Origin of the sequence: uncultured Tenacibaculum sp. (assembly GCF_947495995.1) — a bacterium.
Lineage (GTDB): Bacteria > Bacteroidota > Bacteroidia > Flavobacteriales > Flavobacteriaceae > Polaribacter.
The window spans coordinates 224,680-239,613 of the sequence record NZ_CANMAX010000004.1 but is presented as its reverse complement, the minus strand read 5'-3'; the positions used below and the strand labels follow the sequence as shown (position 1 = coordinate 239,613).

The window sequence follows — 14,934 nt, the reverse complement described above, 5'->3', positions numbered from 1 at the left end:
TATGAATACATCTTTTCACATATCTCTTCCCTGTAAAAATATTGAAGAAACCATCAGCTATTATCGTGATCAATTAGATTTAAAAATAGGTAGAAAAACTAACAATTGGGTTGATATTAATTTATTTGGTCATCAAGTTACATTTGTACTCATAGAAAAATTTGATTTTCAATTTCCTTTCTACTCTTTAGATAGTGAACAGTTACCTTCTTTTCATTTTGGAGTGGTTTTAGATAATGAAACTTGGGATAATACTTATGATACAGTAAATAGACAATGGTCTTATGATACCATCATTAAGAAAACTTTTTTCGAAGATCAAAACGGAGAACATGATACATTCATAGTTAAAGATCCTAATGGTTATTACATCGAATTTAAAACCTTTAAAAGGTCTGATGAAATTTTCATGTAATTGTTAGTAAACTTATTTTAAATTAAAATCAGTTCACCTTTCTCACTGTTGAATTGATTTTAATTTTCTTCTAACATGAAAACATATAATTACTGAAATTTAAAATAAAAACATTTTTTTCAATTCGTGATTAAACATACAGAAATTATAGCACCTCATACCTTTGAACCTGAAAATCATTGGTATGAAAAATCTCTTAATGCAACTATTCATCCTATGGTAAGTTATTTTTTAAACTTAACCAATGATAGAATAGTAAAACGTTATTGCCATTTAAATCCTAAAGTAAATAGTGATGATCTAAAAGAGATTTTAAACTACAAACCTAAATATTACCATTTATCTGGTGCAGATTTACTTCATGTAACTACTGAAAAAGGAAAAAGACAAATGGTAATTATAGAAAACAACTCTTGTCCTTCTGGACAAAAATCTATGCCACTTTTAAATGAATTTAAAGAACAAGGTGGTTATAGAAAATTCATGGAACATACCATAAAACCTTTATTAAAAAAGAAAATAAATAATGCTGTAGCTGTTATTTATGACAAAAACTATATGGAAGCTTCTGGTTATGCACATGCAATGGCTGACATGTTAAATAAGAAGGTTTACCTTGTTCCTTTTTATAATGATTTAGATAAAAGTCATGTTAATATCTCTACTGACTATATTCAATTAAAAGTTGGTGACGAATGGATACAATTAGATTTAGTTTTTAGATACTTAACTCAAAAACCTTGGAACCGATTACCAATTTCTTCAAAAACTAAAATTATTAATCCTACTATTGTTTGTTTAGCTGGTGGAAGAAATAAATTAATTGCCTCTAAAGCATATTCATTTTACAATTCAGAATTACAACATAAAAACCTTAAAATTATTACTCCACATACAATTTGGGATGTTAATAAAAATGAAATACCATTATGGGTTGAGAATTTAGGCGGAAAAGCCGTTGTGAAAACACCATATAGTAATGCAGGACAAGGAGTTTTTACTATAGTTAATGAACAAGAATTAGAAGATTTTATGAAAATGGATTTCGATTATAATAAATTCATTGTTCAAAGTTTAGTAGGTAATTACAATTGGAGTTCTACCACTTCTGAAGGAAAATACTATCATGTAGGAACTGTTCCAAATCAAAAAGGACAATCTTATGTTTTAGACTTTAGAATGATGATTCACGCTACTAAAGAAGGTTACAAACCAATTTCTATTTACTCTAGACGAGCTAAAGCTCCTTTAAAGGATACATTACAAGACGGAAAAGCTTCATGGGATATTTTAGGTACAAACTTATCTTTCAAAAAAGAAAATGGTGATTGGGGCTCAGATACAAACAGGCTATTATTAATGGAAAGAAAAGAGTTTAACAACTTAGGTATTGGCTTAGATGACTTAATAGAGGCTTATATTCAGACTGTATTAACTTCAATAGCTATTGATAAAATGGCTATTCAACTATTAAATAAAAAAGGCACTTTTAAACGTAAACTATTCAAATCGTTAAACGATGATGATTCATTAATTAAAGAAATTATATAATGGCAAAATTCCAGAAAGTTCCTATCATCAAAAGAATTAAACTAGACCAATACGAAAATAACTCGTTATCCTATCGATGGATACATTTAGTTTCGAACGGTATTGCTCAGCCAATTTATGTTCCTGTAATTATTGGTAAAGGAATAAAAGACGGGCCTGTTTTAGGTATTACAGCTGTAGTTCATGGTAATGAATTAAATGGAATGTCTGTAATTCAACGATTATTTAACTCTATTGATTTGGAAAAACTTTCAGGAACAATAATCGGTATTCCTGTAGTAAATGTTCCTTCCATTTTGACTAATGAAAGAAGATTTGTTGATGGAGTTGATTTAAATAGAATAATGCCTGGTGATAAAGATGGTAACAGAAGTAAAGTTTATGCCAATAGGATAGTTAATCGAATAGTTAAAAATTTTGATTACTTACTAGATCTCCATACTGCTAGTTTTGGTAGAGTAAATTCTTATTACATAAGAGCTGATTTGTCTTCTAAAATTGCGAAACAATTAGCTCTTATGCAAAACCCACAAATAATTCTTAATGCTCCTCCAAAAGATGGAACTCTTAGAGGAGCTGCTGCCGATTTAGGAATTGATGCAATTACTGTTGAAGTTGGTGATCCTGATAAATTCCAAAAAGGAATGATTCGTTCCAGTTTAACTGGTGTATATAACACACTTTCATTTTTAAAAATGTATGATGAAACTATAGATAAAGAAGATCAAAAAGCGATTATCTGTAAAAAATCATACTGGATTTACAGCCAAATTGGTGGAATAATTCAAGTTCATTGTGATTTAACACAACATTTAAAAAAAGGAGATTTAATTGCAACAGTAAGAGATGTTTTTGGAACAATTTTAAAAGAATATTTTGCCCCAGAAGCTGGAATTGTTATAGGTAAAAGCACTAATCCAATTGGACAAACTGGTAGTAGAATTATTCACTTAGGGATAGTTAAATAATTCTACTTAATTTTAAAAACAAAAACACCTTTTCAAACTCTATTGAAAAGGTGTTTTTTTTGTGGAGACGCCGAGAATCGAACTCGGGTCCAAACAAGTAGCTCAAGAGCTTTCTACATACTTAGTTTTTATTTAATTTTCGACTAAAAGCTGACTAAAAACGATCCACTTTTAGCTTATCTTCTTTAATTTCGAAAACCTATCGAAGCTTTAGATTTTCTATGTTTACTTTTATGATGCCCAGAAATGAAACGCCGTAAACCAAGGCTTTCCGTGGACATTTAGCTTGCGCACCTTGTGCGCCGAGGCTTGAATCTTACTATAATTCGGATTATTAAGCAGCTAAAGCGTAATTATTTTCGCCATTTAAATTGTTGAAATAAGTTTAACGAGAATCATTTCAGTCCTCGGTATGCTTACAATTTTACTAATCTTGCTGTCAAAACCAGTCGTCCCCAATATGTCAAAGAATTTAAAATAATAGCTACAAAATATGTACCAATAAGTAAGTACAGACTTTTTGACATTTTAAAACACATTCTTCAAAATAATAATTGTCTCAAAAAATGCGGATCGCAAAGATAAAAAAATACTACTTGTACAGTATATCTAAATCAAGTATTTTCGCATACATCTGTTGTAATTTTCAACAAATACCACGATAATTGTTTAAATTTTATAGACATACATGAAATTCGGAATTATAAAAGAACGTAAAAACCCACCTGATAAAAGAGTAGTATTCGCACCAAATAAACTTAAAGAGTTCAAACAACAGTTTCTACAAGCTGAAATCGTTGTTGAAAGTTCAGATATTAGAGTGTTTTCAGATCAACAATATAAAGATGCTGGATTTGAAATAGTTTCAGATTTATCTGACTGTGATGTTTTATTGGGGGTAAAAGAAGTTCCAGTAGAGAACTTAATTCCGAATAAAAAATATTTCTTTTTTAGTCATACTATTAAAAAACAGCCTTACAACAGAAAATTGTTGCAAGCTATGCTAGAAAAGAATATCGAAATGTTCGATCATGAAACTATTATTAAAGCAAACGGTGCTCGTTTAATCGGTTTTGGTAGATACGCCGGTTTAGTTGGTGCTTACAATGGTTTTAGAGCAATTGGTTTAAAAGAAAACTCTTTTGAATTACCAAAAGTTGAATCTTTAGCTGATTTAGATGAGGTTAAAAGAGAATTAGATAAAATCACGCTTCCTAATATTAAAATTTTACTTTCTGGAACAGGAAAAGTAGCACATGGTGCTAAAGAAATTTTAGATCATTTAGGTATTAAAGAAGTAAGTGATGCGTTATATTTAACATCTAAATTTACAGAACCTGTGTATTGCATGGTAGATGTAATGGAGTACGCTAAAAGAACTGACGGAAAAGTTGGTGATCGATTTGAGTTTTATAAAGATCCATCGGGTTACGAAAGTAATTTTATGCCATATGCTAAAGAAACAGACTTTTTTATAGCTGGACATTTCTACGGTGATGGCGCTCCATATTTATTTACTCGTAATGATGTAAAATCTGAAGATTTTAACATCAAGTATGTAGCTGATATTTCTTGTGATGTTGATGGTCCGGTAGCAACTACATTAAGAGCTTCTACAATTGCTGATCCTATTTATGGATATGATGCAGCTTCTGAATCTGAAATTGATTATAAAGATGATAATGCGATTGTAGTAATGGCTGTAGATAATTTACCTTGTGAGCTTCCAAAAGACGCAAGTGAAGGATTTGGAGACATGTTTTTAAGTCATGTTATTCCTGCATTTTACAATGATGATAAAGATGGAATTTTAGCACGTGCTAAAATGACAAATAACAATGGTGAATTAACTGAACGTTATCGTTATTTACAAGATTATGTAGATGGTAAAGAATAAATGAAATTTATAAAGCAAATACTGAAATATACAGGATACTCTTTTTTGGGTATCCTTTTATATCTTGGTATTGCTATTCTTATAAGTTACATTACAGTTAACGAAGAACACCACGAAAATCAAGATAAATTTGTGTACTTAAGTTCTAACGGAATTCATTTAAGTGTTATAATCCCAAAAGATAATTTATCTCCAAATTTAACTAATGATCTAGCTATAAATTATACTACTAATTTTATTCGTTTCGGATGGGGTGATGAAAATTTTTATATGAATACTCCTACTTGGAATGATTTTAAATTTTCTTATGCTTTTGGTGCTCTTTTTCTGAATAATCCGACATTAATTGAAGTTTCTAAACATCGATACAAACAAAAAAAATGGACTAAAGTTCCTGTGAATAGCAAACAACTTTTAAAATTAAATGTATTTATAGAAAATACTTTTCTATTGAATCAGAATAAAGAAAAGATTGTTATTCAACAAACTATGTATCCGAAATCACAATTATTTAAAGCCAATGGTTCTTATTCTCCTGTTAAAACCTGTAATACTTGGGTTAACGATGGATTTAAAGAAAGCGGAATTAAAGCATCGTATTGGACTCTTTTTGATTTTGGATTACTTAATAAATATTAACAATAATACATGACTCCCGATAAACAGTTTTTAGTAGATACTGCTAATATGAAAATGCCTTTTGGAAAATATAAAGGAACTTTCTTAATTGATATTCCTGAATATTACATGGTTTGGTATAAAAACAAAGGCTTTCCTAAAGGAAAACTTGGTCAAATGATGGGTTTAGTATATGAACTAAAACTAAACGGGCTAGAAGATATTTTAAGAAAAATAAGAAGATAAAAAAAAGGCGTTTTAAAACGCCTTTTTTCATACAATAACTAAACTTATCTATATTTTAGATTGATAAGTTATATGTTAATCCAGCTGTATAGATTTGAGAGTTTCCAAGGTTACGACCATCGATTACTCTTCCGTATCCTAAACTTACTCCTAAAGATGGAATAATGTTTTTATACACTGTAAGTCCTACTCTACTGTAATCTACATTTGTTTCTGGGAAATTTCCAACGAAAGCTGGAGTTCCGATATCTACTCCTTCTTCAGAATTTTGATAATCTGCCCAAGCTTCAACATAAATAAAACTACTAGAATATCCTATTTTACCAGTTGTAACAAATGCATTTGGCACTCCAAAATCTCCACCTGGAGTTAAATCGTTATCAGCATCTCCTCTTAAGTTATATCCAGCTAAGATTGTTGAGAAAAATCCAACATCTGTGTTTAAGTGTAAACCTGCAGTAACATCTACTCCAAATGCTCCACTACCAACACTTAAAATTCCGTTAGGCTCATATCCTGTTGGAATTACAGCTGTAACTCCTGTAATAATATTTAAATCTGCTCTATTAAACTTAAAAGTATGTGCATTTAATTTTAAAGCAATAGAAATATCTTGTAAATCAGAAATTGAGTTTTCTCCATTTACAGGATCTCCTAAACCACTAGTGTTATCAGCTGAAATAAAAGGTAAATTTACTGCTACAGATAAACGATCTGTGATTCCATACTTCGCATAAAGAGAAAAAATATTTTGGTTGATTTCTCCATGTACAGGTACTCCATCTACTTTTTCTTTTCCTAAATAGAATTCATCAAACTGACTTCTAGAGTATGAAGCTGTAATTGATAATGCTCCTTTTTTTGGAGAAAAACCATCTAACATTCCTTGAGCGTTTGTAATTGTTGATAAGCCTATCATCCCTAATATTGATAGTGCTAATCGTAGATTTTTTTTCATTATTAAAGTTTTTTAAGTATCGGCTTTTGGTCGAAAAAAAATCTGACCATTACACGAAAAAAACTTTTTTAACAACACTTTAAAACTTAAATATTTCTTCATTTAAAAAAACAAAGAATTTAACCACTCTTTTACAACACGTTACACAACAAACCCTTGTAATTACAAAACCATTATTTTTTTTCTCTTCCTTGGAAAAAACTTAAAAAAACATAGAAAAATAACCATAATAACATTCCAAAACCTATCGTTACGTACCAAGCTTTTGGCAATTTAAAACTGTACATGGTTTTTTCTACTAAAGTTATTGGAGCAGTAACTACATCCCAAGAATTGAAGCGTAAAAAACGTCCTAAATAAATTCCGAAGCCAGATAAAAAACAAATGATAGGAATACTTACTGATGCTTTTGTTTTTCCCCATCGTTTAATTATGATTTCATAAATATCTCTGAGTGATAACATGGTTAGCATTAATCCAGTGATTGCCGAACAAAAAAGTAAGAGTAAATCATACCAAACTAAAGGATTTTTAGGACTGGTATCTAAATGAATAAAATCTGTAATAATGTATGGTGCGTTTGGCAAGAAAAACAACCACACCATAAATAAGAATGCTTGTTTAATTTTTGAGGTTTTCTCTAGATTAAGTCTCTTAACATACTCGGTAACAAAGTAAGGAATTAATGCTAAAAATATATTCCAAAGCATGTATGTAAAAAATATTGTCTGAGTAATTTGCACTCTTAAAAAGACTAAAAAACTACACATTAATACCAACATTAATACGCCACTCTGTTGTTTTGTTAGAAATTTTGTCATGATTTTTTTGATTATGATTCGTATTGAAAAACGCTTACTACTATATCATTTTCCAGTTCGACACAAAGAATGTTTGGATCGATATTAAATAAACTTGGTATGTGACCAATAGTGTACATAATTCTATTATCTTCTGTATAAAACTCTTTAGTTCCCAATAATTGAATCACTTCTTGTTTAGATTTTCCGATTAATAATTCTTTTTCAATAATATTTTTTGACATTTCATATCTCACATGTACCACTGAATTCCAGATTTTCTTGTCGAAAGCTTTGTTAGGATAATATAAATAATTATACACTAATAATAAGGGAATTAGCACTATAAATACAAGAGTACTAAATGAAATAAAAGTTATTTTATTGATCTCATTTTTAAAATTCATTAATAGTGAAACTTTACTAGCTATCCAGCCTGATATTACTAACAGAATTAAAACTATAACAATATATATCATACTTTCAATTTTAATCTTCCAACAAACATTGAGTAAAAAAAGCTAAGCCATAAGAGAACACTAAATACAGAAATAAACATTCCTCTATTAATACATAGTATTAGAATAAAAAAAGCTCCTATAAATTGAAATCCATACCAGTAACTAAAATTTTTAAAACTTAGAGTATAATCTTTTAATGAAACTCCTGTGTTAAACGGCAATAATAAACCGATAGTATTCAATAGAAAATATAGTAATATCCAAATTGAAAATATTCCTAGATAAAACATCGGAATTGCAATTGTGTCAGCCCAATATGGAAAACATTCTCTACCAAAATCTATAAATAAATGTATAAACATTGAACCTGTAAGTGTTAGAAAAGACATCAATCCTAATAGAAAAACCGAGTTTTTCTTATTGTAGGTTTTTAACTTCTTGTTTTTAATCACTATAAACAGTAAAAATATTGAGAGTACTACAGTAGTCATTCCGTAATCAAAAAGATGATATTTAACAGTTAGATGTTTCTCTCTTAATTCAAAAAACAATCTTGTTTTATTTGAATTTAAAGACGATCCTAGTTTTACATGTTCTTTTTGAAATAATTCATAATCTTTAAATGGCTCCATAAGCAATGAAAAAACTACTGTAGCTACTCCAATAATTATTATTACTTGTAAACTTTTTTTAAGCAACTTCATTTTTAAATAATTCAGCTTAAATTTTAAGCAGCTCTCTTTTTATAAGTTTCAATGAAGTAAACTGTAATTATTCCTAAAGTATAGGCGATTAAATCTCCGAAAGAAAAAGTACTTCCTATTACAATTCTCATCAGCTTATTATCTTGTAAACCTAGTATTTCTACAATTTTAAAGTACTGTAATATTTCAACTGCAAAAGAAAAACACAAAACTCCAATAGCAATTTTTTTAGGTGTAAAATTCACAAATGATTTCACTAAATAATACAGTAAAATAACCACTAAAAAATCACCAAATGTATGTCTTATAAATCCTTTTGTTTTTGCAATTACTAATTCTACTAGAAATAGTAGTATGAAGATTATAAAACTTTTACCATCGAAACGAAATACTTTTTTATCCATTTTGCCAATCTATTTTTCTTGATGCATACATTACTGATGCTAATATTACGAATAAGCCAACACTTCCCACTAATAAAGCATAACTTTCTAACTGAATTATTACAAAAATAAATGTGTAAAGAATCGTTAGTGAAGTTCCTATAAATAAAGGAAATTTTAGAATTTTAAGAATTGATTTTGAGTATAATGAAATCAATACAACTACAGCTGTAGATGCTATCAAATAAGCATTTAAGAAGTTACTGTGTTCTGAAATTGAAATTAATAATGTGTAAAACATCACCAATGCAATACCAATCATTAGATATTGAAACGGATGAATTAAAATCTTACTCATGGTTTGTATTAAAAAGAACACCAAAAATGTAAGTCCAATTACTAAAAAACCATACTTTGTTGTACGTTCACTTTTTTGATATTGATCTACTGGTATCATAAAGTTCACTCCGAATGCATAACTCTTTAAATTCGGAATTCCTTTAAATGATTGTTGTGGAAATGGTCTATTGATATCTAAAACTTTCCATTTTGCATCGAAACCATTATCATTAATTTTATCTGGATTATAAGGTAAATATCCTCCTAAGAAATTAGCTGTTTTCCAGTTTGAAGTAATATTTACATTTGTTTCTTTCCCAATAGGAATAAAACGAATTTGTTTGCTTCCATTCACATTCATCGTTAAAGCAAAATCAACATCTTTTTCTACTGGTAAATCTGTCTTTTTTATCGATTTACTTTCCAATTTATGCAGATTCACATATCTGTATGTATCTACATCATGTTCGTATACCTTTCCTGAGTTTGAGTTTCCTCCATCATATTTCGATTCAAATGCATATTTATTTTTATTAAACTGAATTTCAACTAAACTACTAACTCCTTTTAAGTTAGAAGTTTCTATAATCAACCTCGACTTCTCCCATAATATATCTTGCTCTTTTACATCTACTTCACTAAAATCTGGTTTTGTAAAACTTCCATTTAAATAAATTTCACTTCCGTATACTGCAGTTTCATATATACCACGTTTTTTGGGTTGTGGATTTACTGTAGTTTTAATATCTAATTCTTTTGGAAAGAAATATGCATAATTCACTTTGCTTACTATTTCTTCTTGATGTGTTTTTGTAGTCGAATTATAAATTTTCTTTACACTGTATGTTTTGTAAGGTACTTTTAACATCGGGCCATACAGTAATACTTCTCCTCCCCACTTCTGATTGATCTCATTAATCACCTCTTTTTGTCTATATTTTCGTTCTCGAATTAAATCTTTCACGTAAGACAAAGGAATTAAGAGCACTAAAATTAATGCGCCGATCATTAACATTCTTGCAGAAATTGATTGTTTTAACCACTTCCCTATTTTGTTTCCTGATTGTTGTTCTACTTTTTCCATTTTATATAACTGTTTTAATAATTTCTTTTGAAAACTACCCTACCAAAAAACTGAGTTCTTTAGCTGGGTAGTTGTTAGCAATTTCCCCTTAACGACTTATTAAAAGTACTTTGAATTTCAAAGTTTATTTTTAAAAAAATTTTACTCCCCTTTGAGTAATCTTTCTAATGCTTCTACATGCTTTTTAAATTCTTCTTTTCCTAATGCTGTTGCATAGTATTTTGTATTTGGCTTTCTACCTATAAACTGTTTTTCTACTCGAATAAACCCCACTTTTTCTAGAGCTTTAGAATGGCTTGCTAAATTCCCATCTGTAGCTCCTAACAATTCTTTCAATGTTTTAAAATCTGCATATTCATTTACCACCAAAACAGACATAATTCCAAGTCTAATTCGGTGATCGAAAGCTTTATTGATATTGTTAAGTAAGTTTTTCAAAAATGCTGATTTATATTATTTTCTTTCGTATTTAAAATACATTAAAATTCCATAAATGATGTGCATTACACCAAAACCTAAAACCCAAAACCAAAATCCGTAACCTGGATAAACGGCACATAATAAACCTAAAATTGTTTGCGTGTAACCTAAATATTTTACGTAACCTAAAGTATATTTAGATGCATTTATTAAAGCTAAACCATAAAATAAAAGCATTAATGCACCCGTTTGTCCGTATCGTTGTTGATTTAAAATAATTAGTGTGTAAATACCTCCTGCAAACAATGGTATTAAAAAGTTAGCTAATAACCTTTTTGTCGTTGCATCCCAAATTCGTTCATCATTCTTCTTCGCTTTTAATGTCGTTAAATAAATAGCTGTTGCTACACTAAAAAACAACACTAAAAACATATCTAACAATACTAACTTAAAAATCTTACCATCTAAAATCAAATAACCTCTTTCGCTAGAAGTTACTAACCAATAAGCATAAGCAGCACCTATTAAAGCATAGGTTCCTGCTAAGATTCCAGATAAACCACTTAATGAAATAAAACGTGAAGATTTATTCATTAAATTTTTAATTTCTGTAATGTCTTTTAAGTATTCTTCTGAACTCATAGTAAAGTACTTTGAAATACAAAGTAAAAATAAAAAAAGTAGTTATCCAAAAAAATTATACTTTTAATTTATGAAACCTGCTGAAGCCTATATATTATCTCAAGAAGAACCTTTTAAATCTATTTTGCTTCATCTTCAATTAATTATAGAACAGAATTTCCCTGAAGTTGTATTAGAATTTAAATGGAAAATTCCTTTTTATTATTTAGACGGAAATCCATTTTGTTTTCTAAATCCTTCTAAGAAAAAGAAATATGTAGATGTTGGTTTTTATGGTATTAACGGTTTAGAACAATACGATGATATTTTAATTTCTGAAGGCAGAAAAAAAGTCAGGTCACTTCGATATACAACTATCGAAGATATAAATAGTGACATTTTAGTCGATGTATTGACTTTAGCCAATAAAAATAAAGAGCAAGGATTTTGGCGCAAAAAATAGATTTTTGCCTACTCTACTTTTACGGCATATTCTAATGCTAACTCGTTATTTATATATATGTGTAGTGTAGTATCTTCTTTTGGTTTCTGAAAATAATAATCGTTGTAACCTTCTTTATTTCTAACTTTCGGAGTTCTCACTGTTCCATCATTTGTAAAGACATAAAGTAACGATTTTATATTCTTTACTCCTCTTATTTTAAACTTAATCAAATTATTATCTTTTACATCAATAACTCCTTTTTTTGGTTCAACGATATCTACTTTATGCTTAAAAAAAGCATTTCTTACAACAGGTTCGCTACAAAACTTTTCTAATTTTTGTTGCTTTTGGAAGTTTAACCATTTTGTTTCTGATGGAAAATGCGTTCTGTTCAATATACTCATACTAGTATTAAAAAAAGTAGGATTAAATTCTCTTATCCATACTCCATTATACGATTGTCCAGCTCCGTAAGTTGGATCTATAATTATCCATTTATTATTGACTTTTACAGCATTCCAAACATGATTTTTTGTGGTTGCTAAAATTCCAACATAATCTCCTGACGGTTTTGTATATCCATAAATCAATTCATTTTCAAGATTCATTAAATCACAAATTCGTTTGAACAAAAGTGAAAAACCTTCACATACTGCTGTTCTATCTTCAAAAGCTTCTTTTATCTTTTTTTCTTGTTTAGTTTTTATGATTCGTTTTAAATGGTCTTCACTAAAATAAACTAAGAACTCAGGTTCTTTCAATAATTTAGAATAATGTTCTTGGTATCTTACATTATGAGTTAGCCAAGTAAAAACAGCTCTAGTTTTTTCTACATCCGTTTTAAAATCATAATCAATACGCTTGGCTAAATTTTCGATACTTGTTACGTTCTTATATGCAGATCTTACAACATTATCAACCATGGTAAAATCTTGTGCTGAAATTATAAAAGGGAATAGTAATAGTAGTAATGTGTACTTCTTCATTCAAAAAATAGCTTTAAAGCGGGAAATTAAACATTTGATTAATGATTTACAACTTTTAAGAAAATCATCAAAAAAAGGTAGTTATTCTACTTTTACGATATACTCCAAAGCCAACTCATTATCTACATAAATGTGTAGTGTAGTATCTTCTTTTGGCTTTTTGAAGTAATAATCTCTATATTCTTTTTTGCCTGATACTTCTGGTGTTCTAATCATTCCTTCTTTCCCATAAACATACAACAATGATTGCATGTGCTTTAATCCTTTTATTTTGAATTTTAGATGACTTTTATTCTTTAAATCAATAACACCTTGTTTTGGTTCTAAAACATCTAAGTTATGTTTAAAATATGCGCTCTTAACTACTGGATCTTGACAAAACTCTCTCAATTCTTTCTGACCTAAAAAACGTCTCCATTTAGGATCTCCCGGATAATGTGTTCCATTAAGAACTTTCTTTTTAGCATCAAAAAAAGTATCATTAAATTTTTTAATCCAAATATTCTTAGAAATATATCCTGCTCCATAAGTAGCATCTATCATCATCCATTTATTGTTGACTTTTACGGCATTCCAAACATGATTTTTACCTTTAGGTATAACTCCAACATAATCTCCAGAAGCTTTTGTATATCCAAAAACCATTTCGTTTTCTATTTTTAACAGATCACATATTCTTTTGAACAGTAAAGAATAACCTTCGCATACAGCTTGACGATTATAAAAAGCATCCGTTATTTTTTTCTCTTCTTTTGCTATTAAAACCTTTTCTAAATCTTCATCATTTAAATACACAAAAAACTCAGGAGCTTCAAGTGTCTTAGAATAATGCAAACGGTATGAAACATTAAATGTCAACCAAGTAAACACAGATCTCACTTTTTCTATATCAGTTTCAAAATCATTATTAATACGCTCTGCTAGCGCATCAATAGTTGTTACTTTTTTATAAGCAGCACGTGTTACATTATCTACTTTAGTAAAATCTTGCGGAAATGTTATTAATGGAATTAAAAACAATAAAAGGGAAAACTTTTTCATTATACATAGCTTAGTTAGCTAAAAATAAAAAATAAGTTATAGAATTACAACTTTATTAAAAACACCATCAAAAAATAGCAACTCAGATAAGTTTTAAAACATTTGATACAAATACCTAAAAATTTTAAGAAAAAACTGTAACATTTTCTATTTTTATTCTTCCTATTAGAATAGTACAACCTTAAACATCAAATACAATGAAAAAACTAAAAACTTTATCTATTGCGTTAGCGCTTATGTTTTCTGTAAGTAGTTATGCACAAACTGCAGACGAAATTATTAATAATTACATCGAAAATATTGGAGGGAAAGAAAAGCTAGAGAAGCTTAAAGGAATTCAAATGATTGGGAATATGAAAATGCAAGGCATGGAAATTCCTTTCGAACAATTATCTACAAAAGACGGAAAACAATTAGTTTCTATAGAATTACAAGGAAACAAAATGGTTTGGTCTGCTTTTGACGGGCAAGTTTCTTGGCAAAGAAACCAAATGACTATGGAAGCTGAAAAAAGTGATAATGAAGCTACTCAAAATTTAAAAAATGAATTAGCTCAATTTCCAGATCCATTTTTAAACTATAAAGAAAAAGGATATACTGTAGAATTAATTGGAAAAGAAACTATTGACGGAGCAGAAACGTTCAAAATTAAATTGACTAAAAAACCTGTTCTAGTAAATGGTGAATCTTTACCAAACATTACACACTACTACTTTGATACTGAAAACTTTGTTCCTATCGTTGTTGAAAGCACAGTAAATCAAGGACCAATGAAAGGACAAACAGTAAAATCTACACTTAGTGATTATCAAGAAGTTGATGGAATTTATTTTCCTTTTAGTATGGGAAGTCAGTTTCAAACAATGGAATTTAAAGAGATCAAGTTAAATCCAGAAGTTGATGCTGCGTCTTTTGCGTTACCAGCTAAAAAATAATTTCTCTTACTAACCAACTTTAAATATAAATCCAGTATTGTTTTCAGTACTGGACACTCTAC

The 14,934-nt window shown here is 28.9% G+C and carries 18 protein-coding genes and 1 other RNA gene; 8 read left to right on the top strand and 11 right to left on the bottom strand.

Features of this window, described 5'->3' with window-relative positions; all coding sequences use genetic code 11:
• The first annotated feature begins 1 nt into the window (after nucleotide 1).
• The 3 genes from Q1A15_RS13425 (at nucleotide 2) to Q1A15_RS13415 (ending at nucleotide 2,934) form a co-directional block, all read left to right on the top strand.
• On the top strand, nucleotides 2-415 hold the full coding sequence (locus tag Q1A15_RS13425; protein ID WP_299624742.1) for a VOC family protein: 414 nt from the start codon (nucleotides 2-4) through the stop codon (nucleotides 413-415).
• Between the two features lie 126 nt (nucleotides 416-541).
• Nucleotides 542-1,966 carry a hypothetical protein gene (locus Q1A15_RS13420; RefSeq protein WP_299624741.1) on the top strand — a complete coding sequence of 475 codons (1,425 nt, stop codon included), beginning with the start codon at nucleotides 542-544 and terminating at the stop codon, nucleotides 1,964-1,966.
• A complete protein-coding gene (locus tag Q1A15_RS13415) occupies nucleotides 1,966-2,934 on the top strand; it encodes a succinylglutamate desuccinylase/aspartoacylase family protein (protein ID WP_299624739.1) in 969 nt (322 codons plus the stop codon). Before Q1A15_RS13420 ends, Q1A15_RS13415 begins: the two co-directional genes overlap by 1 nt.
• Before the next feature lie 59 nt (nucleotides 2,935-2,993).
• Here the strand turns inward: Q1A15_RS13415 and ssrA are convergent.
• Nucleotides 2,994-3,391, bottom strand: a transfer-messenger RNA (tmRNA) gene (gene ssrA, locus Q1A15_RS13410).
• 231 nt (nucleotides 3,392-3,622) lie between these two features.
• Between ssrA and Q1A15_RS13405 the strand changes: the two genes are divergently transcribed.
• Genes Q1A15_RS13405 through Q1A15_RS13395 form a run of 3 tightly spaced genes read left to right on the top strand, consistent with a single transcriptional unit; the run spans nucleotide 3,623 to nucleotide 5,695 of the window.
• Nucleotides 3,623-4,831, top strand: a complete 1,209-nt coding sequence (locus Q1A15_RS13405; protein ID WP_299624737.1) for an NAD(P)-dependent oxidoreductase — start codon at nucleotides 3,623-3,625, stop codon at nucleotides 4,829-4,831.
• Nucleotides 4,832-5,470: a DUF2459 domain-containing protein gene (locus tag Q1A15_RS13400; RefSeq protein WP_299624735.1), complete on the top strand. Its 639-nt coding sequence runs from the start codon at nucleotides 4,832-4,834 to the stop codon at nucleotides 5,468-5,470. It begins immediately after the preceding gene.
• Nucleotides 5,471-5,479: 9 nt separating this feature from the next.
• Nucleotides 5,480-5,695: a DUF3820 family protein gene (locus tag Q1A15_RS13395; RefSeq protein WP_299624733.1), complete on the top strand. Its 216-nt coding sequence runs from the start codon at nucleotides 5,480-5,482 to the stop codon at nucleotides 5,693-5,695.
• A 55-nt stretch (nucleotides 5,696-5,750) separates the two neighbouring features.
• On the opposite strand, the gene Q1A15_RS13390 is transcribed toward Q1A15_RS13395, so the two are convergent.
• The 8 genes from Q1A15_RS13390 to Q1A15_RS13355 all read right to left on the bottom strand — a co-directional run bounded on the left by Q1A15_RS13390 (nucleotide 5,751) and on the right by Q1A15_RS13355 (nucleotide 11,486).
• The gene (locus Q1A15_RS13390; RefSeq protein ID WP_299624731.1) at nucleotides 5,751-6,653 is read right to left on the bottom strand and encodes a transporter; all 903 of its coding nucleotides are present in this window, start codon (nucleotides 6,651-6,653) and stop codon (nucleotides 5,751-5,753) included.
• A 173-nt stretch (nucleotides 6,654-6,826) separates the two neighbouring features.
• A complete protein-coding gene (locus tag Q1A15_RS13385) occupies nucleotides 6,827-7,474 on the bottom strand; it encodes a DUF1361 domain-containing protein (RefSeq protein WP_299624729.1) in 648 nt (215 codons plus the stop codon).
• An 11-nt stretch (nucleotides 7,475-7,485) separates the two neighbouring features.
• A complete protein-coding gene (locus Q1A15_RS13380; protein WP_299624727.1) occupies nucleotides 7,486-7,932 on the bottom strand; it encodes a hypothetical protein in 447 nt (148 codons plus the stop codon).
• A complete protein-coding gene (locus Q1A15_RS13375; RefSeq protein ID WP_299624726.1) occupies nucleotides 7,929-8,618 on the bottom strand; it encodes a hypothetical protein in 690 nt (229 codons plus the stop codon). Before Q1A15_RS13375 ends, Q1A15_RS13380 begins: the two co-directional genes overlap by 4 nt.
• 23 nt (nucleotides 8,619-8,641) lie before the next feature.
• Entirely contained in the window at nucleotides 8,642-9,022 is a 381-nt protein-coding gene (locus Q1A15_RS13370) for a DUF2809 domain-containing protein (RefSeq protein WP_299624724.1), read from the bottom strand.
• Nucleotides 9,015-10,424, bottom strand: a complete 1,410-nt coding sequence (gene creD / locus Q1A15_RS13365; RefSeq protein ID WP_299624722.1) for a cell envelope integrity protein CreD — start codon at nucleotides 10,422-10,424, stop codon at nucleotides 9,015-9,017. Before creD ends, Q1A15_RS13370 begins: the two co-directional genes overlap by 8 nt.
• 141 nt (nucleotides 10,425-10,565) lie before the next feature.
• Complete coding sequence (locus Q1A15_RS13360) at nucleotides 10,566-10,862, bottom strand: transcriptional regulator (RefSeq protein ID WP_299624720.1); 297 nt, start codon at nucleotides 10,860-10,862, stop codon at nucleotides 10,566-10,568.
• Nucleotides 10,863-10,877: 15 nt separating this feature from the next.
• Entirely contained in the window at nucleotides 10,878-11,486 is a 609-nt protein-coding gene (locus tag Q1A15_RS13355; protein WP_299624718.1) for a hypothetical protein, read from the bottom strand.
• A 70-nt stretch (nucleotides 11,487-11,556) separates the two neighbouring features.
• On the opposite strand from Q1A15_RS13355, the gene Q1A15_RS13350 reads away from it, so the two are divergent.
• Nucleotides 11,557-11,928, top strand: a complete 372-nt coding sequence (locus Q1A15_RS13350; protein ID WP_299624716.1) for a DUF1801 domain-containing protein — start codon at nucleotides 11,557-11,559, stop codon at nucleotides 11,926-11,928.
• An 8-nt stretch (nucleotides 11,929-11,936) separates the two neighbouring features.
• Here Q1A15_RS13350 and Q1A15_RS13345 read toward each other — a convergent pair whose 3' ends face one another.
• Both Q1A15_RS13345 and Q1A15_RS13340 read right to left on the bottom strand, forming a co-directional pair.
• Nucleotides 11,937-12,896 (bottom strand): transglutaminase domain-containing protein, encoded by a 960-nt coding sequence (locus Q1A15_RS13345; protein ID WP_299624714.1) that lies wholly within the window; start codon nucleotides 12,894-12,896, stop codon nucleotides 11,937-11,939.
• A gap of 81 nt (nucleotides 12,897-12,977) precedes the next feature.
• Nucleotides 12,978-13,937 (bottom strand): transglutaminase domain-containing protein, encoded by a 960-nt coding sequence (locus tag Q1A15_RS13340; protein WP_299624712.1) that lies wholly within the window; start codon nucleotides 13,935-13,937, stop codon nucleotides 12,978-12,980.
• A gap of 197 nt (nucleotides 13,938-14,134) precedes the next feature.
• On the opposite strand from Q1A15_RS13340, the gene Q1A15_RS13335 reads away from it, so the two are divergent.
• Nucleotides 14,135-14,872 carry an outer membrane lipoprotein-sorting protein gene (locus tag Q1A15_RS13335; RefSeq protein ID WP_299624710.1) on the top strand — a complete coding sequence of 246 codons (738 nt, stop codon included), beginning with the start codon at nucleotides 14,135-14,137 and terminating at the stop codon, nucleotides 14,870-14,872.
• Nucleotides 14,873-14,934: the final 62 nt, after the last annotated feature.